At 50.1% G+C, this 21684-nt stretch carries 15 protein-coding genes and 3 rRNA genes; 11 read left to right on the forward strand and 7 right to left on the reverse strand.

The window, feature by feature from the left end:
• Positions 1 to 49 precede the first annotated feature (49 nt).
• Complete coding sequence (locus C1H71_RS21880; protein ID WP_130105091.1) at positions 50 to 253, reverse strand: DUF1289 domain-containing protein; 204 nt, start codon at positions 251 to 253, stop codon at positions 50 to 52.
• A gap of 135 nt (positions 254 to 388) precedes the next feature.
• Here C1H71_RS21880 and C1H71_RS02080 point away from each other — a divergent pair, with 135 nt between their 5' ends.
• Both C1H71_RS02080 and C1H71_RS02085 read left to right on the forward strand, forming a co-directional pair.
• On the forward strand, positions 389 to 1207 hold the full coding sequence (locus C1H71_RS02080; protein WP_130105092.1) for a UDP-2,3-diacylglucosamine diphosphatase: 819 nt from the start codon (positions 389 to 391) through the stop codon (positions 1205 to 1207).
• Entirely contained in the window at positions 1204 to 2250 is a 1047-nt protein-coding gene (locus C1H71_RS02085; protein WP_130105093.1) for a glycosyltransferase family 4 protein, read from the forward strand. Before C1H71_RS02080 ends, C1H71_RS02085 begins: the two co-directional genes overlap by 4 nt.
• 84 nt (positions 2251 to 2334) lie before the next feature.
• Here the strand turns inward: C1H71_RS02085 and rrf are convergent.
• From rrf to C1H71_RS02100, 3 genes are all read right to left on the reverse strand, one after another.
• Positions 2335 to 2448 (reverse strand): 5S ribosomal RNA (gene rrf / locus C1H71_RS02090).
• Between the two features lie 149 nt (positions 2449 to 2597).
• Positions 2598 to 5488 (reverse strand): 23S ribosomal RNA (locus C1H71_RS02095).
• A 448-nt stretch (positions 5489 to 5936) separates the two neighbouring features.
• Positions 5937 to 7469: ribosomal RNA gene (locus tag C1H71_RS02100) — 16S ribosomal RNA — on the reverse strand.
• Together the 16S, 23S and 5S rRNA genes form the textbook arrangement of a ribosomal RNA operon.
• Positions 7470 to 7912: 443 nt before the next feature.
• Here C1H71_RS02100 and hutI point away from each other — a divergent pair.
• The 4 genes from hutI to hutH all read left to right on the forward strand — a co-directional run bounded on the left by hutI (position 7913) and on the right by hutH (position 13783).
• Positions 7913 to 9136, forward strand: a complete 1224-nt coding sequence (hutI, locus tag C1H71_RS02105; protein WP_130105094.1) for an imidazolonepropionase — start codon at positions 7913 to 7915, stop codon at positions 9134 to 9136.
• Between the two features lie 148 nt (positions 9137 to 9284).
• Positions 9285 to 10214: a formimidoylglutamase gene (hutG, locus tag C1H71_RS02110; protein ID WP_130105095.1), complete on the forward strand. Its 930-nt coding sequence runs from the start codon at positions 9285 to 9287 to the stop codon at positions 10212 to 10214.
• Positions 10215 to 10377: 163 nt separating this feature from the next.
• Complete coding sequence (hutU, locus tag C1H71_RS02115) at positions 10378 to 12048, forward strand: urocanate hydratase (RefSeq protein ID WP_130105096.1); 1671 nt, start codon at positions 10378 to 10380, stop codon at positions 12046 to 12048.
• A gap of 199 nt (positions 12049 to 12247) precedes the next feature.
• Complete coding sequence (gene hutH, locus C1H71_RS02120) at positions 12248 to 13783, forward strand: histidine ammonia-lyase (protein WP_130105097.1); 1536 nt, start codon at positions 12248 to 12250, stop codon at positions 13781 to 13783.
• Positions 13784 to 13870: 87 nt separating this feature from the next.
• Here the strand turns inward: hutH and C1H71_RS02125 are convergent, their stop codons facing one another.
• Together C1H71_RS02125 and C1H71_RS02130 are read right to left on the reverse strand one after the other, a co-directional pair.
• Complete coding sequence (locus C1H71_RS02125; protein ID WP_130105098.1) at positions 13871 to 14470, reverse strand: OmpA family protein; 600 nt, start codon at positions 14468 to 14470, stop codon at positions 13871 to 13873.
• 3 nt (positions 14471 to 14473) lie between these two features.
• Positions 14474 to 14908, reverse strand: coding sequence for a FecR family protein (locus C1H71_RS02130; RefSeq protein ID WP_130105099.1), 435 nt, complete (start codon positions 14906 to 14908; stop codon positions 14474 to 14476).
• 328 nt (positions 14909 to 15236) lie between these two features.
• Here C1H71_RS02130 and C1H71_RS20885 point away from each other — a divergent pair, with 328 nt between their 5' ends.
• The 4 genes from C1H71_RS20885 to C1H71_RS02145 are packed head-to-tail and all read left to right on the forward strand — an operon-like array spanning position 15237 to position 18750.
• A complete protein-coding gene (locus C1H71_RS20885; protein ID WP_223145966.1) occupies positions 15237 to 16340 on the forward strand; it encodes a CHASE2 domain-containing protein in 1104 nt (367 codons plus the stop codon).
• A 41-nt stretch (positions 16341 to 16381) separates the two neighbouring features.
• Positions 16382 to 17362, forward strand: coding sequence for an adenylate/guanylate cyclase domain-containing protein (locus C1H71_RS20890; RefSeq protein WP_223145967.1), 981 nt, complete (start codon positions 16382 to 16384; stop codon positions 17360 to 17362).
• Positions 17363 to 17371: 9 nt separating this feature from the next.
• Positions 17372 to 18493 (forward strand): hypothetical protein, encoded by a 1122-nt coding sequence (locus C1H71_RS02140; RefSeq protein ID WP_130105100.1) that lies wholly within the window; start codon positions 17372 to 17374, stop codon positions 18491 to 18493.
• A complete protein-coding gene (locus C1H71_RS02145; protein ID WP_130105101.1) occupies positions 18451 to 18750 on the forward strand; it encodes a hypothetical protein in 300 nt (99 codons plus the stop codon). Before C1H71_RS02140 ends, C1H71_RS02145 begins: the two co-directional genes overlap by 43 nt.
• Positions 18751 to 19002: 252 nt before the next feature.
• Here C1H71_RS02145 and C1H71_RS02150 read toward each other — a convergent pair whose 3' ends face one another.
• Positions 19003 to 19473: an Lrp/AsnC family transcriptional regulator gene (locus tag C1H71_RS02150; RefSeq protein ID WP_130105102.1), complete on the reverse strand. Its 471-nt coding sequence runs from the start codon at positions 19471 to 19473 to the stop codon at positions 19003 to 19005.
• A gap of 152 nt (positions 19474 to 19625) precedes the next feature.
• Between C1H71_RS02150 and glmS the strand changes: the two genes are divergently transcribed.
• Positions 19626 to 21443, forward strand: a complete 1818-nt coding sequence (gene glmS / locus C1H71_RS02155; RefSeq protein WP_130105103.1) for a glutamine--fructose-6-phosphate transaminase (isomerizing) — start codon at positions 19626 to 19628, stop codon at positions 21441 to 21443.
• The last annotated feature ends 241 nt before the right edge of the window (positions 21444 to 21684 follow it).

The raw sequence follows: 21684 nt of genomic DNA on the forward strand, positions 1-21684 counted from the left end.
CATAAAAAATATTTTACGCTGCGCATTCTTATTTAAAGCTGCAAAAAACTCACCTTAACCATGGTGCAATTCTACCTCCTCGGAGCCATTGCTGCTCTAAGCGAGCCCAGATTTTCTCCTTCTGCTCCTCAGTCATCATCACCCACGTTGATACTTCTACAACACTGCGTCCACAGCCGCGGCATATCTCATCCCCTAGTGCCGTTGAGCAAACAGCGATACAAGGTGAGCTAGGGCGCTCTTTTTTTAACATACTCCCTCCACAATGAACCGCTGACGGCAGCTTCGCCAGCGCCAAATTTAAAATAAATTAAACTGTCACATAAAGTACCCGAATCTGTCATCAAACGTCGGCACTATGACAAAATCACCTAGCTGAGCTACTAGCATGTCGGAGAGCACTCTCAAGTTTCGCAGTATATGGATCTCTGACTTGCATCTAGGCACCTCAGGCTGCCAGACTGCGCACCTACTTGATTTTTTAAAACACTGCGATTCAGACCATCTCTATTTAGTGGGCGATATCATTGACGGCTGGGCCTTAAGACGCTCATGGTTTTGGCAACAAAGCCATAATGATGTGATCCAAAAAATTCTTAGAAAAGCCCGAAAAGGCACCAAAGTAACTTATATCCCCGGCAATCATGACGAAGGCGCTCGGCAATTTTTAGGCCTTATGTTTGGCGACATCATCATTGAAGATGAAGTGATTCATACCATGGCTAATGGTAAACGCTTCTTGGTGCTGCACGGCGATAAATTTGATGGAGTGGTGCAATGCGCAAAATGGCTGGCCATTGTGGGCGATCGCCTTTATACCATTACATTAAAACTGAATCATTTATTTAACCGAGCTCGCGCTCGCCTAGGATTAGGTTACTGGTCACTTTCACAATTTCTTAAGCATAAAGTCAAAACAGCAGTTAGCTTTGTTTCTAATTTTGAAGCCGCCGTCGCCAGTGAAGCGAAAGTACGTGGTTTAGATGGCGTCATTTGTGGCCATATCCACAAAGCAGAGATGCGTGAAATTAATGGTGTTCTTTACTGTAATGATGGCGATTGGGTAGAAAGCCTCACCGCTTTAGTTGAGCTAGCTGATGGTGAATTACGGATTATTACTTGGCAAAAGTTCTTTATCGACCAGCAAGCAGAGCTGATCAATTTATACGCTCCTCATCCTCCTCTTTTCCAAGGAATTGCAGCATGAATATTCTGATTGTGACAGATGCATGGGAACCTCAAGTCAACGGCGTAGTACGCACGCTCAAGCAAACACGCCAAGAACTAGAACACTTGGGACACATCGTTGACGTACTCTCTCCTCTCGAATTTCGCACCATTCCTTGTCCTACGTATCCCGAGATTCAACTCTCTTTATTTCCAAGCAGGAAAATCGCCCAACGTATTAAAACCTTTCACCCTGATGCCATTCATATCGCCACAGAAGGACCACTCGGCTTAGCTGCCCGTCGCTATTGTATAAAAAATAAACTTCCATTTACCACAGCCTATCACTCACGTTTTCCAGAATATGTTCAGCTTCGTTTTGGCATTCCTCTTTCCTGGACTTACGCTTGGCTAGCTCGTTTCCATAATGCAGCTGAAGCGGTCATGGCCCCTACTCACGTTGTTGTGAATGATCTAGAAGCGCGTGGCTTTAAAAAAGTAGTAATGTGGTCACGCGGGGTAGATTTAAAAATATTTAGCCCCAGCGACAGAGACCGGCTACAAACTCGTCATCCTATTTTTGTTTATGTAGGCCGCGTTGCGGTTGAAAAAAATATTGAAGCTTTTTTACAACTCGATCTACCTGGCTCTAAATGGGTTTGCGGTGATGGTCCAGCAGCAGCACAATTGCGCCTCAAATATCCTGGAATCAATTGGCTCGGTGTCTTAAGCCAAGAAGAATTAGCCAAGGTCTATAACGCTGCTGATTCGTTTGTATTCCCATCAAAAACCGACACATTTGGGCTGGTATTGCTAGAGGCCATGGCCTGTGGCTGCCCTGTTGCTGCATATCCAGTCACAGGACCCATCGATGTTATCGGCAAAGATGGCCCTGGCGCACTCTGCGAAGACTTACAAAAAGCATGTCTAGATTCATTAAAAATCAGTCGAGAAGACGTACGTAAACATGCCAAAAAATTCTCATGGGCCGCAGCAAGCCAGCAATTTCTAACCCATCTTCACCCATTTACCCCTACAGCACAGAACGAACTAGCTCTTAGCATGGCCAATACTGGCGAATAAAGTAGTGATGTTTGCGCCTTTCTTCCGCCAAAAGCAAAACCCCCGCCTCTTTCGAGTACGGGGGTTTTGTTTACGGCTTAGGGTGTCTGGCAATGACCTACTTTCACACAGGTAATCTGCACTATCATCGGCGCTAAGGTGTTTCACTGTCCTGTTCGGGATGGGAAGGAGTGGGGCCACCTCGCTATGGTCGCCAGACTTTAACGGGTTAACTCGTTGCACTTATTGCTCTGCAACGCGTTCAGTTCAATAGAAGAAGTAATATATTGCTTTGTATTGCTTGTTTCTCAAATTTAGTTTTCTAATCTGGGTAGATTATACCGTCGCACACACGCGCTTCAGGTTATAGGATCAAGCCTTACGGGCAATTAGTATCGGTTAGCTTAACACATTACTGCGCTTCCACACCCGACCTATCAACGTCCTGGTCTCGAACGACCCTTTAAAAGGCTTAAAGCCTTGGGGAAATCTCATCTTGAGGCGAGTTTCGCGCTTAGATGCTTTCAGCGCTTATCTCTTCCAGATTTAGCTACCCGGCGATGCCACTGGCGTGACAACCGGTACACCAGAGATCTGTCCACTCCGGTCCTCTCGTACTAGGAGCAGCCCCCCTCAAATTTCCAACGCCCACTGCAGATAGGGACCAAACTGTCTCACGACGTTTTGAACCCAGCTCACGTACCACTTTAAATGGCGAACAGCCATACCCTTGGGACCGGCTACAGCCCCAGGATGTGATGAGCCGACATCGAGGTGCCAAACTCCGCCGTCGATGTGAACTCTTGGGCGGAATCAGCCTGTTATCCCCGGAGTACCTTTTATCCGTTGAGCGATGGCCCTTCCATTCAGAACCACCGGATCACTATGTCCTGCTTTCGCACCTGCTCGACTTGTCTGTCTCGCAGTTAAGCCGCCTTATGCCATTACACTATCAGTACGATGTCCGACCGTACCTAGGCGACCTTCGAGCTCCTCCGTTACAATTTGGGAGGAGACCGCCCCAGTCAAACTGCCTACCATGCACGGTCCCCGATCCGGATAACGGACCAAGGTTAGAACCTCAAAGGGGTCAGGGTGGTATTTCAAGGTTGGCTCCACACAGACTAGCGTCCATGCTTCAATGCCTCCCACCTATCCTACACAAACCACTTCAAAGTCCAATGCAAAGCTACAGTAAAGGTTCACGGGGTCTTTCCGTCTAGCAGCGGGGAGATTGCATCTTCACAAACATTTCAACTTCGCTGAGTCTCAGGAGGAGACAGTAGGGCCATCGTTACGCCATTCGTGCGGGTCGGAACTTACCCGACAAGGAATTTCGCTACCTTAGGACCGTTATAGTTACGGCCGCCGTTTACTGGGACTTCAGTCAAGAGCTTGCACCCCATCATTTAATCTTCCAGCACCGGGCAGGCGTCACACCCTATACGTCGTCTTTCGACTTTGCAGAGTGCTGTGTTTTTGATAAACAGTCGCAGCCCCCATTTCTCTGCGACCCATTTCAGCTCCAGCCGCGAGGGCCTTCACTTAATATGGGCTCACCTTCTCCCGAAGTTACGGTGATAATTTGCCGAGTTCCTTCTCCTGAGTTCTCTCAAGCACCTTAGAATTCTCTTCCTACCCACCTGTGTCGGTTTGCGGTACGGTCAATATAAAGCTGAAGCTTAGAGGCTTTTCTTGGAAGCATAGGATCAATCACTTCAGTCCGAGGACTTCGTCGTCACGTCTCAGCGTTATAGCAGCCCGGATTTGCCTAAGCCACACGCCTACTCGCTTAAACCCACTATTCCAACAGTGGGCTGACCTACCTTTCTCCGTCCCCCCATCGCACTTTATATCGGTACGGGAATATTAACCCGTTGTCCATCGACTACGCATTTCTGCCTCGCCTTAGGGGCCGACTCACCCTGCGCCGATGAACGTTGCGCAGGAAACCTTGGGTTTTCGGTGTGCGGGCTTTTCACCCGCATTATCGCTACTCATGTCAGCATTCGCACTTCCGATACCTCCAGCATCCTTCTCAAGACACCTTCGCAGGCCTACGGAACGCTCCTCTACCATATGCACATCGTGCATATTCGCGTCTTCGGTTATCAGTTTGAGCCCCGTTACATCTTCCGCGCAGGACGACTCGACCAGTGAGCTATTACGCTTTCTTTAAATGATGGCTGCTTCTAAGCCAACATCCTGGCTGTCTATGCCTTCCCACCTCGTTTTCCACTTAACTGATTATTTGGGACCTTAGACGGCGATCTGGGTTGTTTCCCTCTTGACCATGGACGTTAGCACCCACAGTCTGTCTCCCATGCTCGCACTTGACGGTATTCAGAGTTTGCCATGGTTTGGTAAGTCGCGATGACCCCCTAGCCATAACAGTGCTTTACCCCCGTCAGTGATACATGAGGCACTACCTAAATAGTTTTCGAGGAGAACCAGCTATTTCCAAGTTTGTTTAGCCTTTCACCCCTATCCACAGCTCATCCCCTAATTTTGCAACATTAGTGGGTTCGGACCTCCACTGCGTTTTACCGCAGCTTCATCCTGGCCATGGATAGATCACTTGGTTTCGGGTCTACGCCCAGCAACTATGCGCCCTATTCGGACTCGGTTTCCCTACGCCTCCCCTACTCGGTTAAGCTTGCTACTGAACGTAAGTCGCTGACCCATTATACAAAAGGTACGCAGTCACCCCATTTTGCAAGGGCTCCCACTGTTTGTATGCATCCGGTTTCAGGTTCTATTTCACTCCCCTCCCGGGGTTCTTTTCGCCTTTCCCTCACGGTACTGGTTCACTATCGGTCGATGATGAGTATTTAGCCTTGGAGGATGGTCCCCCCATCTTCAAACAGGATTTCTCGTGTCCCGCCCTACTTGTCGCATGCTTAGTACCAACCAATCTCTTTCGTGTACGGGGCTATCACCCACTGTCGCCAGACTTTCCAGACTGTTCCACTAAAGTTTGATTTATCACATGCAGGCTCTTCCCATTTCGCTCGCCACTACTTTGGGAATCTCGGTTGATTTCTTTTCCTTCGGCTACTTAGATGTTTCAGTTCGCCGAGTTCGCTCTACATCACCTATGTATTCAGTGATGAGTGACCCAAAAGGGCCGGGTTTCCCCATTCGGATATCACGGGATCAATGCTTATTTGCCAGCTCCCCCGTGCTTTTCGCAGGCTAACGCGTCCTTCTTCGCCTATCATCGCCAAGGCATCCACCAGATGCACTTAGTCGCTTGATCCTATAACCTCAAACACGTGAAAAATATTCGCCAAGCTACTGCGAAGTACAATGACTGCGTTAAAAAACGACTCGAAATCCTCATTTACATACGTAAACTCCGGTTTCTCGTCTTTTTTTGCCTTGTCCTTGCACTTCTCGCCACGTCTGACAAAGATTTTTATGGCCGAAACCAATCACATCTTTAAAGTATCTGATTTCGCTTTGTTTGCGACACTTAAACCTCAGTTCTGACTTCGAGATTTAAGTTTTGATACAATCTACCCTTATTTATTTCTAAATTTGAGTATTACTTCTTCTATTTTTTTAAAGATCAATGTACTGGCTTGCTGTGAAGCAATCAGAACTAATGTGACTTTTTAATCGCATTAGTGCTCAATCCTTCAATCACAATCCTTAAACCTACAGTCGATGAGTGTGAGTACTCAATCCAAAAGACTTTTCTCTTGAAAGGAGGTGATCCAGCCGCAGGTTCCCCTACGGCTACCTTGTTACGACTTCACCCCAGTCATGAATCCCACCGTGGTAAGCGGCCTCCTTACGGTTAGCCTACCTACTTCTGGTGAAACCCATTCCCATGGTGTGACGGGCGGTGTGTACAAGGCCCGGGAACGTATTCACCGCGACATGCTGATCCGCGATTACTAGCGATTCCGACTTCATGGAGTCGAGTTGCAGACTCCAATCCGGACTACGATCGGTTTTATGAGATTAGCTCCACCTCGCGGCTTGGCAACCCTCTGTACCGACCATTGTATGACGTGTGAAGCCCTAGCCATAAGGGCCATGAGGACTTGACGTCATCCCCACCTTCCTCCGGTTTGTCACCGGCAGTCTCCTTAAAGTGCCCAACTAAATGGTAGCAACTAAGGACAAGGGTTGCGCTCGTTGCGGGACTTAACCCAACATCTCACGACACGAGCTGACGACAGCCATGCAGCACCTGTGTTCAAGTTCCTTGCGGCACTCCCCGATCTCTCAGGGATTCTTGACATGTCAAGGCTAGGTAAGGTTTTTCGCGTTGCATCGAATTAATCCACATCATCCACCGCTTGTGCGGGCCCCCGTCAATTCCTTTGAGTTTTAGCCTTGCGGCCGTACTCCCCAGGCGGTCTACTTCACGCGTTAGCTGCGTTACTAAGGAACGAATTCCCCAACAACTAGTAGACATCGTTTAGGGCGTGGACTACCAGGGTATCTAATCCTGTTTGCTCCCCACGCTTTCGTGCATGAGTGTCAGTATTAGCCCAGGGGGTTGCCTTCGCCATCGGTGTTCCTCCGCATCTCTACGCATTTCACTGCTACACGCGGAATTCCACCCCCTCTGCCATACTCTAGTTGACCAGTTTGCAATGCAATTCCCAGGTTGAGCCCGGGGCTTTCACATCACACTTAATCAACCACCTGCGCACCCTTTACGCCCAGTAATTCCGATTAACGCTTGGACCCTACGTATTACCGCGGCTGCTGGCACGTAGTTAGCCGGTCCTTATTCTTCCGGTACTGTCATCCCCAAGAGGTATTAGCCCCTAGGATTTCCTCCCGAACAAAAGCGCTTTACAACCCGAAGGCCTTCTTCACGCACGCGGCATTGCTGGATCAGGCTTGCGCCCATTGTCCAAGATTCCCCACTGCTGCCTCCCGTAGGAGTCTGGACCGTGTCTCAGTTCCAGTGTGGCGGATCGTCCTCTAAGACCCGCTACAGATCGTTGCCTTGGTGAGCCTTTACCTCACCAACTAGCTAATCTGATATCGGCCGCTCTAATAACGAGAGGTCTTGCGATCCCCCTCTTTCCCCCTCAGGGCGTATGCGGTATTAGCTATCCTTTCGGATAGTTATCCCCCATTACTAGGTACGTTCCGATATATTACTCACCCGTTCGCCACTCGTCAGCGGTGCAAGCACCCTGTTACCGTTCGACTTGCATGTGTAAAGCATGCCGCCAGCGTTCAATCTGAGCCAGGATCAAACTCTTTAGTTTAATCGCTAAGCTAGTACTTACTGGCTTACTTTATTTTGAACATCCATCGCTGGATATTCATCACTCATGTAAGCACTTGTTTCGCTTCCGAATCAAGCACTCACACTCATCGACTGTATTTTTTTAAAGATCATTCGCTACTGCTAGAACACCGTGTTGCTGTGCGCGCTGCAGCGAGAGGCCGAAATATACGGGTCATCGGCAACTAGGTCAAGCAAGGTTTAGCAACAAAAGCGCAATAAATGGCTAAGTCACTGTTTTATATAAATCCATTCTTACACACTCAAGCGCAACCCAAGCAAATCACTAGCTGCGACCCGAAATATCCCACGTTCTGTTGCCTTGAATCTATCACTAAATAGCGCTAACGCGGCTTTCCCTGCTTGACATCAAGTCTAGAATGAGTAAATGTATATACAATTACTCACCGTACAGAGTCCTACATGAGCCAGCCTACCGAATCGCTATGGGTTAATGCCCGCCTTGCCACCATGGACGTGCGACACCCCGAAGCCTATGGCGCTATACATGACCACGCGCTATGGATTCGGGGCGAAGAGATACATGCCATCTTGCCGCAGGAAGAGGCACTGGCTGAATTTGGCTCTCGTGGTGAAGTGATTGATGCAGTAGGCCAATGGATTACCCCTGGCCTGATCGATTGCCATACCCACCTGGTTTATGGCGGCAACCGCGCGGCTGAATGGGAAAAACGTCTGACCGGCGTGCCCTACCAGCAGATTGCAGTCGAAGGTGGCGGCATTGTTTCTACCGTTAACGCTACGCGAGATTTATCGCAGGCCGATTTAAGCACCGCCAGCCTGCCACGACTGCAAGCTTTAATGAGTGAGGGCGTAACCACGCTGGAAATTAAATCCGGTTATGGGCTGTGCCTGTACGACGAGCTAAAACAACTGCGGGTGGCGAGATCCTTTGCGGACAACTATCCAGTAGAAATTGCCACCACTCTCCTCGCTGCGCACGCTGTGCCACCTGAATTTACAGGACGCAGCGATGAATATATATATGATGTGATTTCGCGCATCCTACCTGCTGCTGCCAGTGAAGACTTGGCCGAGGCCGTTGATGTGTTCTGCGAAAGTGTTGGCTTTAGCCCAGCCCAAACTCGCCGCGTATTTGAAGCTGCCAAAGCGCATGGTTTACGCGTAAAAGGCCATGTAGAGCAACTATCTAATTTGCACGGCGCGGCGCTGGTAGCAGAGTTTAATGGCTTATCCGCCGACCATATCGAGCACCTCGACGAGACAGGGATTGCCGCGATGCAAGCCGCTGGCACGGTAGCGGTGCTCTTGCCCGGCGCATTTTACTTTTTGCGCGAAACACAAAAGCCCCCAGTCGCAGCACTACGAGCCGCAGGCGTGCCGATGGCGGTTTCAACCGATCTCAACCCCGGCACCAGCCCTTTCGCCTCTATCCGCCTAGCGATGAACCAAGCCTGTGTGCTGTTTGCCCTTACCCCAGAAGAAGCCTTAGCTGGCACCACCCGCCACGCAGCCCAAGCACTGGGGCGCGCAGCCACTCACGGCCAGCTAGCAGAGGGATTTGTCGCGGACTTTTTAGTCTGGAACATCGACCACCCCGCAGAAATCATCTACAGCCTAGGCACGCCCCTGCTCAAACAGCGAGTATTTAGAGGCTCTTTTTAACAAACACCCAAACCTTGAACCACAGAGATGAGGAGAAAACGGAGGATCACAGAGAAAAGCATTACAAATCAGATTTCCTCCGTGAAACTCCGTGTTCTCTGTGTCCTCCGTGGTTCAAGATTTAGGTTTACTTGATCAGGATAAAACCATGACCGTTTGGACTGGGCGTATTGATGCTGCTGAAGGCGATGCAGCTCGGCGCTGGCATCAAGTGGTGCAGCCCTTCGCCACAAATCAGCCAGCAGGGATTGCTCTGCTTGGCTTTGCCTGTGATGAAGGCGTGCGCCGCAATCAAGGGCGGGTGGGTGCTGTAGCGGGGCCAGTGGCTTTGCGTAAGGCGCTGGCGAATCTGGCTTATCACCCCACTCTGCCGCTTTATGATGCTGGTGATATAGCCTGTGAAGATGGCGATTTAGATGCCGCCCACCAGCGCCTTGCCGCTGCAGTGAGTCAAAATATTCAAGCTGGTCACTTGTCACTCGTACTCGGTGGCGGGCATGAAACCGCTTTCGGCCACTGGTTAGGGATTGCCAACGCGCACCCAAACCAGTGCATCGGTATTGTCAATTTCGACGCGCACTTTGATTTACGCGAGGCAAGCGAAGCCACATCCGGCACTCCCTTTGCCCAGATCGCTGCTGCATGCGCCAAACGTGGCCAAAATTTTAAATACCTCTGCATGGGCGTAGCCGAAACCGCCAATACCGAGGCGCTATTTAATAAAGCGCGGCAATTGCAAGCCTCATGGCGGCTCGACACCGATATGACACCGTGGCAGCTGACAGAAACCGAGGCTCAGTTACAAGCTTTTATCGATCAAGTTGATGTGCTGTATCTGACAATTGATCTGGATGTCTTGCCCGCAGCGCAAATGCCCGCCGTCTCCGCCCCGGCAGGATTTGGCGTGGAAATCAGCATGATCGAGCACCTGAGCAGGTTGCTGGCTGCCAGCGGAAAACTCGTCGCAGCAGACTTAGTGGAATTCAACCCGCTGTTTGACACCGACAGCCACGGCGCAAAAGCCGCCGCTAGGCTGGCATGGGCCATTACCAGAAGCTTTAAACCTTTAAAAACCTAAGTTCTGTAGACACGGAGAGCAGGGAGAACACAGAGCACACAGAGAAAAACAAAGTAAAAAAATAACTTTATATTTCTCAAGGTTTTCTCTGTGTTCTGGTTTTTAACTCCGTGTTCTCTGTGTCTACAGACCTTTTTGACCTTCTATATCTTGGAGCCTGAAAATGACCGACCCACGCCATGATCCTTCCCGCGTTATTCGCGCGCCACGCGGTAGCGAGTTGACTTGTAAAAGCTGGCTAACTGAAGCCGCTTTTCGCATGATCCAGAATAATCTCGACGCCGAAGTGGCCGAGTATCCGCAATCACTTGTCGTTTATGGCGGGATTGGCCGTGCGGCGCGTAATTGGGAATGCTACGACAAGATTCTAGAAGTACTGACACGGCTGGACGACGATCAAACGCTGCTAATTCAATCCGGCAAGCCGGTTGGCGTATTTCCATCGCACCCTGATGCACCGCGCGTGCTACTGGCCAACTCCAATCTGGTGCCTCACTGGGCCAATTGGGAGCACTTTAATGAGCTGGATAAAAAAGGCCTCATGATGTACGGCCAGATGACCGCAGGCAGCTGGATTTACATCGGCAGCCAGGGCATTGTGCAGGGCACTTACGAAACATTTGTGGCGATGGCCAAGCAGCATTTTGGCGGTGTAGCCAAGGGGCGTTGGGTCTTGACTGGCGGTTTGGGCGGCATGGGTGGCGCGCAGCCTTTGGCCGCAACCATGGCAGGTTTTTCGATGATAGCCGTAGAGTGCGACGAAACTCGCATCGATTTCCGCCTGAAGACGCGCTATGTAGACCGCAAAGCGACCACCTTGGATGAAGCGCTGGCCATCGTGGCCGATGCAAAAGAAACCGGCAAACCTGTATCCGTTGGCCTCTTAGGCAATGCGGCCGATGTGTTTGCCGAGCTAGTCGCCCGTGGCATTACCCCCGATGTTGTCACCGATCAAACGTCAGCTCACGACCCTGTACACGGCTATTTGCCACAGGGCTGGGATATTGCCAAATGGCGCGAGGCGCAAAAATCAGACCCCGCAGGCGTGACCAAAGCCGCCAAACAATCGATGGCCAAGCAAGTACAAGCGATGTTGGATTTACAAGCGCGTGGCGCGGCGACTGTCGACTACGGCAATAATATCCGTCAAATGGCGCTGGAAGAAGGCGTAAAAAATGCGTTCGACTTCCCCGGCTTTGTACCCGCCTATGTACGCCCGCTGTTTTGCGAAGGCATCGGCCCTTTCCGCTGGGTAGCTCTGTCTGGCGACCCAGAAGACATCTACAAAACGGATGCAAAAGTAAAAGAGCTGATCCCAGACAACCCGCATCTGCACAACTGGCTGGATATGGCGCGTGAACGCATCGCCTTCCAAGGCTTGCCAGCGCGTATTTGCTGGGTAGGCCTAAAAGATCGCGCCCGACTTGCGCTGGCCTTTAATGAGATGGTTAAAAGTGGCGAGCTAAAAGCGCCTATCGTGATCGGCCGTGATCACCTCGACTCTGGCTCGGTAGCCTCACCAAACCGCGAAACCGAAGCCATGCTAGATGGCTCGGATGCCGTATCCGACTGGCCACTCTTGAACGCGCTGCTCAATACCGCAGGCGGCGCAACTTGGGTGTCGCTCCACCACGGTGGCGGCGTAGGCATGGGCTTTTCTCAGCATTCAGGCGTGGTGATTGTGGCTGACGGTACAGACGCCGCAGCCAAACGCTTGGGCCGCGTATTGTGGAACGACCCCGGCACCGGCGTCATGCGCCACGCCGACGCAGGCTACGACATCGCCAAAAACTGCGCCAAAGAGCAGGGCTTAGATTTGCCGATGTTGAAGTAAAAGACGGCTTTACAAACCCTAAGTTCTGTAGGCACAGAGCGCACGGAGTTAAAAAACAGAACACGGAGAAAACCAAGACGATCGAGTTTAAATCTCTTTTCTTAGTTTTTCTCAGTGTGCTCTGTGTCCTCACGGATCTCTGTATCTACAGAACTTTTTAGCGCCCACCACACTATAAAAACACACACTGGATCACACAATGAGCACATTCAATATCAAGCCCGGCCAATTAACGCTTGCTGACTTACGCAAGATTGCCCGAGATGAAAGCATCACCCTTAGCCTGGATGCGTCTTCTCATGCAGGCATCGACGCAGCTGCCGCCACCGTGGCGCGTGTTCTGACTGAAGGGCGCACCGTCTATGGCATTAACACCGGCTTTGGCTTACTGGCCAGCACCAAAATCGCCACTGAAGAACTCGAATTACTGCAACGCTCCATCGTGCTTTCACACGCGGCAGGTATCGGCAAGCCAATGGAAAGCAGCACAGTGCGTTTGCTGATGGCGCTTAAAATCAATTCGCTGGCGCGTGGTTTTTCTGGCATTCGCCGCTCAGTAATCGAAGCGCTGATTATCCTGTTTAACCATCAGATTTATCCAGTGATTCCGCAAAAAGGCTCGGTCGGCGCATCGGGGGATTTGGCCCCGCTATCCCATATGAGCGCGGTTTTGATTGGTGAAGGCGAAGCCTTTGTTGATGGCAAACGAGTTACCGGCGCTGTTGCGATGCAAGCCGCCAGCCTTGATCCTATCGTACTGGCCCCAAAAGAAGGCTTGGCGCTATTGAATGGCACACAGGCATCGACCGCCTTTGCGCTAGAAGGCTTATTTGCCGCTGAAGACTTATTTATTGCCGCGTCCGTTGCAGGCAGCTTATCGGTTGAAGCCGCCATGGGCAGCCGCACGCCGTTTGATGCACGCATTCATGCGGTGCGCGGCCATGCAGGGCAGATTGATTCGGCGACGTTTTACCGTGACTTGCTTGGAGAGACCAGCGGAATCGCCCAAGCCCACGCCAACTGCGGCAAGGTGCAAGACCCGTATTCATTACGCTGCCAACCACAGGTAATGGGCGCATGCCTGACACAAATCCGCAACTCGGCAGAAACTTTATTGGTAGAAGCCAATGCCGTATCTGACAACCCACTGGTGTTCTCAGACGATAATGTGATTTTATCTGGCGGCAATTTCCACGCCGAGCCAGTGGCCTTTGCTGCGGATAATTTGGCGCTGGCGATTGCCGAAGTTGGCTCTTTGTCTGAGCGCCGTATGGCCCTGTTGATCGATAATAACCTGTCTAAATTACCCGCCTTCCTGGTGAATAACGGCGGCGTTAATTCTGGCTTTATGATCGCCCAAGTGACAGGTGCTGCGCTGGCTTCTGAAAATAAATCGCTGGCTCATCCCGCATCGGTAGACAGCTTGCCCACATCGGCCAACCAAGAAGACCATGTTTCCATGGCTACTTTTGCTGCGCGCCGCTTAAAAGATATGAGTGAAAATACCGCAGGTATTCTGGCGGTTGAATTGCTAGCAGCCTGCCAAGGTGTGGATTTTAGAGCGCCAGCAAAAGCATCGAGCAAGCTAGAAGCCGCTAAAGCGATCTTGCGTGCCGAGGTTACTTTCTACGATAAAGACCGCTTCTTTGCGCCAGATATCGAAAAAGCCGCCGCAATGATCAGCCGTGCTGCGTTTAATCACTTGAGCCTGCCAAACTTGCTGCCGTCGGTTTAAGCCTCCCCACCCACAAAAAAGCCCACTTCATATTAAAAATATAAAGTGGGCTTTTTTTAAATCCAAACTCATCGTTAAGGCTAGCTCTTAACGTACCGAAACTTCAACTCGCCTGTTTTTAGGCTCATACACTTCATTCGGTGTAAGAATTAGCAAATTTCGCTCTCCGTGAGATTCAACCGTCATATTGTGATACTTCAGGCCTTTTTCTTTTAGTAAATTAGCAACCAATGTAGCGCGCACCAGCGCAAGAGCTGCATTTTCATCTGCTTTGCCCATCGTATCCGTATGGCCAACCACAGAAATATCTACAGCTGGGCGGCTAGCGGCTTCAGCAATAATTGTTGGCAACTGCCCTTCTGACTCTGCAGTTAAAGTGGTATCAATCTGAAAATACAGTATAAAACGCTTAGGAACTTTAGGCCTTGCGGCCATAGCTTCACCAAAGTCTTCCCGAATTTTATCAGCAGCAACTGGGGCAGGTGCTTGGGATCCATCCAGTAATGCACCATCCCCTGCCTTTTTAATTAGCTGCTTACCTTTTTCTCCACTCACCGTAACTGCACCAGTATGCCCATCTGGGTTTTCCAGTAACACAATATAAGACTCCGAGGCACAGGCCTGCAGCAAGAATGCCAGCATAAATGGGATAAGAAATGAGCGAAAAACTCCAGCTTTAAATGGCATGTATTACTCCTCAACTTTCACCACAAATTGTGTACCACGAACACCAATCATTCCAACTGGGGTATTCACTGCAACGGCATCGGGCTGTAATTTAGCAATAATTCCGGATACATAATTCATGGTGCCCTTTGCTAGTTTACCAACAAGGCTAAGCTGACCTTGCGCAGGGGCATACAGGTATTCATCAACGCTCATCTGCGTATTGGGGCCAAAGGACATAATAGTTTCATCTTTAAAAGTAATTCCCATGCTACTTTTTGCACCCGTACGCAACACACTGCCCTGCCAAACCGCCGTACCTGACTCCGCTCTTACCAACACACCATGGCTACTGACGGAAGCATCCCCCGTTACATTTTTCACCCAGCCTATTGGCGCATCAGCGGCCCATAGCACCGAAGAAAGTAAGTAACCACTTAACACCACACACTTAAACATAATCTGACTCCAGTAAATCTACGTACGCAGTTTTAAACTTAGCATACAATCGTAAGCCATCACACAGTGATTGATCCCGCCAATGACAACCGTCACACCTCGCCCCTAAGTACTGATGCTTAGCCGATTTATGGTTGCTTTTCCATACGCACTCAGGTGCGAGCAATCAAGTTACTCGATAGTAACAAAATGCAAAAACAAAGCCCTACTTGCTGGTTTAACAATAGATCCCTGCTAAAATCGTTAGCCTACTAATATAGATTCTAAATAAATAAGTCAGCTAAAGATTAGTTGATCTATATAAGCAAAAATTGAAGCTATTTAATCTATGAAAAAAAGCGCCCTTCAACCCGCCAATATTTTTCTGCCCATTGCAACGCTGGCACTGGCACTAGCGCTGCTTTGGGCTGATTTCACCTCCTTACAAACATTACGCAATCAATTATTCGATCAGTATCAGCGCTGGTCTGCTCGCCAAAGTACTGGCTTAGCAGTACAAATTATCGATATCGATGATGAAAGCCTAGCCCGCCTTGGCCAATGGCCGTGGCCGCGAACTCGGCTGGCGACCATGATTAATAAACTACAAGACGCCAAAGTGGCAGTCATTGGGTTTGACGTGGTTTTTGCTGAGCCAGATCGCAGCTCACCACAAACAATGGCACAACTTTGGTCTCTACAAGAGCCTTTGAAAAGCGCGCTTACCGCACTGCCCGATCACGATGCAGTTTTTGCGCAGAGCATCAAAACCGCGCCGGTAGTTTTAGGGCTTACCATCAAGCGTGAAGTTGGGCCAGTACCGCTAAGCCCTCCCCAATATCGTTATGTCTATACAGGCCCAGAACCCAGCCGCTGGCTACATTCTTTTCAAAGCGCCATTGTTGCGCTGCCCGCATTTGAGCGTGTAGCCAGCGGCAATGGCGTACTCAATTTTATTCCAGATAAAGATGGGGTGGTACGCCGCATTCCGTTACTACTTAAGCTGGGCAATGAGCTGGTGCCCTCAATGGATGCAGAAGTCTTACGCGTGGCCCAGGGTAGGCAAAACTATATTGTTAAAACACTTGCCAATGGCCAGCCAGATACGCTGCGCATTGGCTCCTTCACGATTCCACTAACAGAACATGGCGAGGCTTGGGTTCATTTTGCCAAGCCAGACCCTACCCGCTACCTGAGTGCATGGAAGCTGCTAGCAGGGCACATACCTGCTTCAACGCTCAAAGGAAAAATGATTTTAATCGGCAGCTCGGCTCAGGGGTTGATGGACCTGCGATTTAGCCCGCTGGGGCAAATCATTCCTGGCGTTGAAGTACATGCCCAAATGCTAGAACAAATCAACAGCGGCACTGTTTTACAGCGGCCTGGCTGGGCCAGAGCAGCAGAGAGCATCATCACCTTATTGGGGCCCTCTCCATTACCTTACTCACGATAAGGTTTCGAGCACTATTAGCGGCAAGCACCACACTGGTTTGCTTGCTGATCCTGCAACTACTCGGCTGGTATGCTTTTCGCCAACACGCTTTACTGCTGGATATGGTCACCCCAACCTTGATCTTTATTGCAACATTCACCCTAGGCAGCTTGATGCACCACTGGCAAAGCGAGCGCAAGCAGCGCTGGATTAAACAAGCTTTTTCTCGCTACGTATCCCCTAACCGAGTCAGCCACCTGATCGCCAACCCCGATTCAATGGCACTGGGCGGGCGGCGACAAGAATGCAGCTTTATATTTACCGACCTCGCCAATTTCACCACATTAATGGAAAAACTCGACCCAGCCGATGCTGTGGTTCTGCTTAATGATTACCTTGATCAAATGATCGCCATTGCTTTTAAATACGAGGGTACACTAGATCGGATTGTGGGCGATGCCTTGGCGATTATGTTTTCTGCCCCCATAACACAGACCGATCACCGGAGCCGAGCCTTAAATTGCGCACTAGAAATGGATCGTTTTGCCAGCGATTACTCTGCCGCGCTCAACGCCAAAGGTACACCCTTTGGCCTAACACGCATCGGCATCCATTCTGGTGAAGTGATTGTGGGTAATTTTGGTGGACGCACTTTATTTGACTACCGAGCACTGGGCGACGCCGTCAACACAGCAGCTCGTCTTGAAAGCGTAAATAAGCACCTTGGCACCACCATCTGCCTTTCGCAAGCCACCTTAAGCGGCTGCCCTCATGCAGAAGTTCGCCCCATTGGCCAGCTCATGCTTAAAGGAAAAAGCCAACCACTGCAGGTGTTTGAGCCTATCACTAGCCAGCGAGCAGCCAACTATGCGCCACTAGATCAATACTGCATGCTGTATCAAGCGATGGTCAATCAGACCGCTAGCGCAGAAGATTTTAATCAGCTAGCACTGCAATATCCTCTGGATCCACTGCTCGCCTTGCACCTAGAAAGACTCAGCAAGGGTGAACAGGGTGATTTAATTGTCATGACGCAAAAATAATGAGGCAAAATGAGTCATTCAAGAATCAACCGAATTGTTCATATCTTCAGCGAATCATTTAAGCAAATGTCAGTTGATGTACCGATGCCAGATATTGAACGACTGGCCATCTTAGTACACCGCGCAATGGAAAACACCACCCGCAAATACCACACTGCCGACCATGTGTTTCAGGTTTGCGAAGGTCTACAGCCAAGGGCACAACTTGCCGCGCTGTTTCATGACTTGGTTTACTACCAGCTTGACTGGGGCTTCCCTCAGCACACTGGCGCAATTTTAAATCATGTCTGCCAACTGAAAAACAATGAATTCACCCTGCCAGATCCGCTCCCCAATCAACTGGTCAGCATGTGTGCGGCGCTATTTAGCTTTACGCCTAGTGGCGTACTCCCCCCTCATGGCGGAATGAACGAATTTTTAAGCGCTGTAGTGGCCGTTACCTTACTTAAACCTTGGCTACCACTTAGCGATCTTATCGCTATTGCCGCCTGTATTGAAGCCACCATCCCATTTAGGGGCAAGGCCGCCACCCAACAGTTAGCAGAGCAAGTCCACCAACAAAGCCGCCAGCTACTTGGAATGCACGATATAGAAATCTACGGCCCCTACGTTAATGAAGTCATGCAAGATGCCATTAACCTTAGTAACCAAGACGTCATGGGATTTGCCCAGAGCCGGCCAAGTGTGTTTTTATCCTCGACTTGGCTACTAATAGAAGAATCAAATATCCCACTGAATGCCGTCGGGGCCTACACCCTTCAAGACTATCGTGCGGCCCTGCTGCGCATGGAAACCTTTTTGCAGAGGCTAAAAGGTGAAGCTGTCTTCCATCAGTATAAGCAGCAGCCCTCAGACGAAACTCTAAAGCTTTTACAAACTGCAGCCCGCAGCAATATCTGCTTTGCTTGCGATTTTCTAGCCATCAAACTCACCACCATTGCCATGCTTGAAGCAATTGCAATAGCAACCGGCGGCGATGGGCCAATATCGATGTTTCTGGGGATATACACCACAGCAGTGGCAAGCCCGTACGTGCCGAAGACTACCTGCCAAAAGCCAACACCGCTGCGGATATTCATCCCGAGCTATTGCACGTTTTTGATCAAGGCCGATCAGAAGAAACCGCGCTAGACCTAAACGCCTCTCCAGTTACGGCCTTCCTTTACCGCAGCCTAGGCCATCAGGGCACCTTGCAAGCGTGGTGTGAAGCGCAAAAAATGTTTAATGGTGAACTATCGCCTCAAATGTTTCTTAAAAACCTAGACCCAGTGCTCGTCACATCCATGATCACTGCCTGTATGCAAATTGCTTTATCAAGGCAAGCGGCCCTAGAGGCATTACAAAACCACCTACTCCCCCCTCAAGCCATCCCGCTTGGTAGAGCATAAGGGAGTTATTACTTTAAACAGCAAGGCTCACCCGTCAAAAATAATTATCAAAGTAAACATAGGGGCGCGGCTTGCTGCGCTCTGCTCTCAATGGGAAGCAGCGAGCAGCACCCTAAGTTATTTTCATCTGCTTTTTATTTACAGAGAAATATCAGTAATTAAAAAACCTTGTTTTTCTCCATGTGCTCCGTGTATTTTTTAGCTCTGTGTCTACAGATCATTTGGCTGTTAAAGCGGGTTTATTCTGCCCACTCACAACGCCAAATACGTCTCGAACTTGCTTCTAAACATCGAAAAGAAGCTTCTTACATTGCGGATATTCGATTGGGTGGCAAACAGGCGGTGGGCTAGCTGGTGGTAGGCGGTCATATCCGCCACCTGAATAATCAGCACAAAATCCGGCCCTGGCGAAACGCGATAGCATTGCTGCACGGTTTTTTCTGCTGCGGCAAGCTGCTCAAACTCCTGCATCTTTTCTGATGTTTGCACATCCAGCGTAATTTCAACGATGGCGGTTAAGCCTGCGCCGACTTTTTCTGGCGCTAAAATCGCCACTTGCTTGGCAATCACGCCTGTATCCATTAAGCGTTTTACGCGGCGCAAGCACGTGGGCGGCGAGGCGTGTACCTTGGCGGCCAAGTCTTGATTACTTAAAGAAGAGTCTTGCTGTAATTGTTGCAAGATGCGCTTATCCAGCTCATCTAATACCGTTATTGATGTCATAAAAATTCATAATTATTGTAAATATGAAATAAAAATTCACACAAATGAATAGTTACCTATTTATTTCATAATACATTAAATTTTGAAAGATATATTCACACCAAACCCTTTAGCATGGCTGCATTCCTATAAATATTCCTTCCGAGGTTGCTATGTGCGGTATTGTCGGTGCAGTTGCCCAGCGTAATATCACCCCTATTTTGCTTGAAGGGCTTAAACGGCTTGAATACCGTGGCTACGATTCCTGCGGCGTGGCCTTGCATGTGGATGGCAAGCTGCAACGCTCGCGCAGCACCTCCCGCGTGACCGAGCTGCAAGCGCAAATCGATCAAACTGGTTTAGCAGGCTTTACCGGCATTGCCCACACCCGCTGGGCCACCCACGGCGTGCCTTCTTCCGCCAACGCTCACCCGCATTTCTCGCGTGAGCGGATTGCACTGGTGCACAACGGCATTATCGAAAACCATGAAGAGCTGCGCGCCGAGCTGACCGTCGCTGGCTATGTATTTGAAAGCCAAACCGATACAGAAGTGATCGCGCATCTGATCGATCATCTTTATCAAGGCGATTTATTTGAAACCGTACAGCAAGCGGTCAAACGCTTAACTGGCGCTTTTGCCATCGCCGTATTCTGCCGCGACGAGCCACACCGCGTGGTGGGCGCACGTTTAGGTTCACCCCTGATTGTGGGTGTGGGCAAAGGCGAAAACTTTATTGCCTCTGATGCGATGGCTTTATCGGGCACTACCGACCAGATTATTTATCTGGAAGAAGGCGATGTGGTTGATCTGCAATTACAAAAATGTTGGATTGTAGACAGCCAAGGCACTTCGGTGCAGCGCGAGATTCGCACCGTGCACGCCCATAGCGGCGGTGCCGAGCTGGGCCCTTACCGCCATTACATGCAAAAAGAGATTTTTGAGCAGCCACGCGCCATTGCCGACACCTTAGAAAATGTCACCAATATCATGCCAGAGCTATTTGGCGACAAAGCCTACGGTATTTTTAAAGACATTGATTCGGTACTGATTCTGGCCTGCGGCACCAGCTACTACGCAGGGCTCACCGCCAAATACTGGATTGAATCCATCGCCAAAATTACGGTAAATGTAGAAATCGCCAGCGAATACCGCTATCGCGATAGCGTGCCTAATCCTAAAAGCTTGGTCGTCACCATCAGCCAAAGCGGCGAAACCGCCGACACCCTTGCCGCACTAAAACACGCCCGTAATCTAGGCATGCTGCACACGCTTACCATCTGCAATGTGGCCACCAGCGCCATGGTGCGCGAATGCGAGCTGGCCTATATCACCCATGCAGGGGTAGAAGTCGGCGTGGCCTCCACCAAAGCCTTTACCACCCAATTGGCCGCGCTATTCTTACTGGCACTATCTTTAGCGCAAATCAAAGGCAGGCTCAGCGACGAGCAAGAAGCCGAACACATCAAAGCCATGCGCCACCTGCCAGTTGCCATCAGCGCTGTGCTCGCACTAGAGCCGCAAATCATTGCATGGGCCGAGCAATTTGCAGTAAAAGAAAACGCCCTCTTCCTAGGCCGTGGCCTGCACTACCCGATCGCCCTAGAAGGCGCGTTAAAGCTAAAAGAAATTTCCTATATCCACGCCGAAGCCTACCCCGCAGGCGAGCTAAAACACGGCCCGCTGGCGCTGGTGACCAAAGAAATGCCCGTCGTTACCGTAGCCCCTAACGACACCCTGATCGAAAAACTAAAATCCAATATGCAAGAAGTACGCGCCCGCGGCGGCGAGCTATACGTATTTGCCGACGCCGATTCGCGCATCACCGCCAGCGAAGGCGTCCACGTCATCCGCCTGCCCGAACACTACGGCCTACTCTCCCCCATCCTGCATACCGTGCCCTTACAACTACTGGCCTATCACACGGCACTGGCGCGTGGGACGGATGTAGATAAGCCGAGGAATTTAGCGAAGAGCGTGACGGTGGAGTGAGGGGGTAGTTAGTTAATTTTTTTATTCCGACCTATTAAAGTCGTAACTTGGCAATTAAAGTCGTGAATTGTCTAATATAGTCGTGAAATAGAATCCAGCAAAAATGCCCCTTGCAAAGAAGGGGCATTTTATAAGTCGTAAAAATAGCTTACAAAAGCTGCTCTGGGGTTGCATTGATCTAAATTGGCACTTTCGCGGCGAGAACAGATCAGCACTAATCAGTGCTATAGATGCTGCTCAA

Origin of the sequence: Iodobacter fluviatilis (genome assembly GCF_004194535.1) — a bacterium.
Lineage (GTDB): Bacteria > Pseudomonadota > Gammaproteobacteria > Burkholderiales > Chitinibacteraceae > Iodobacter > Iodobacter fluviatilis_A.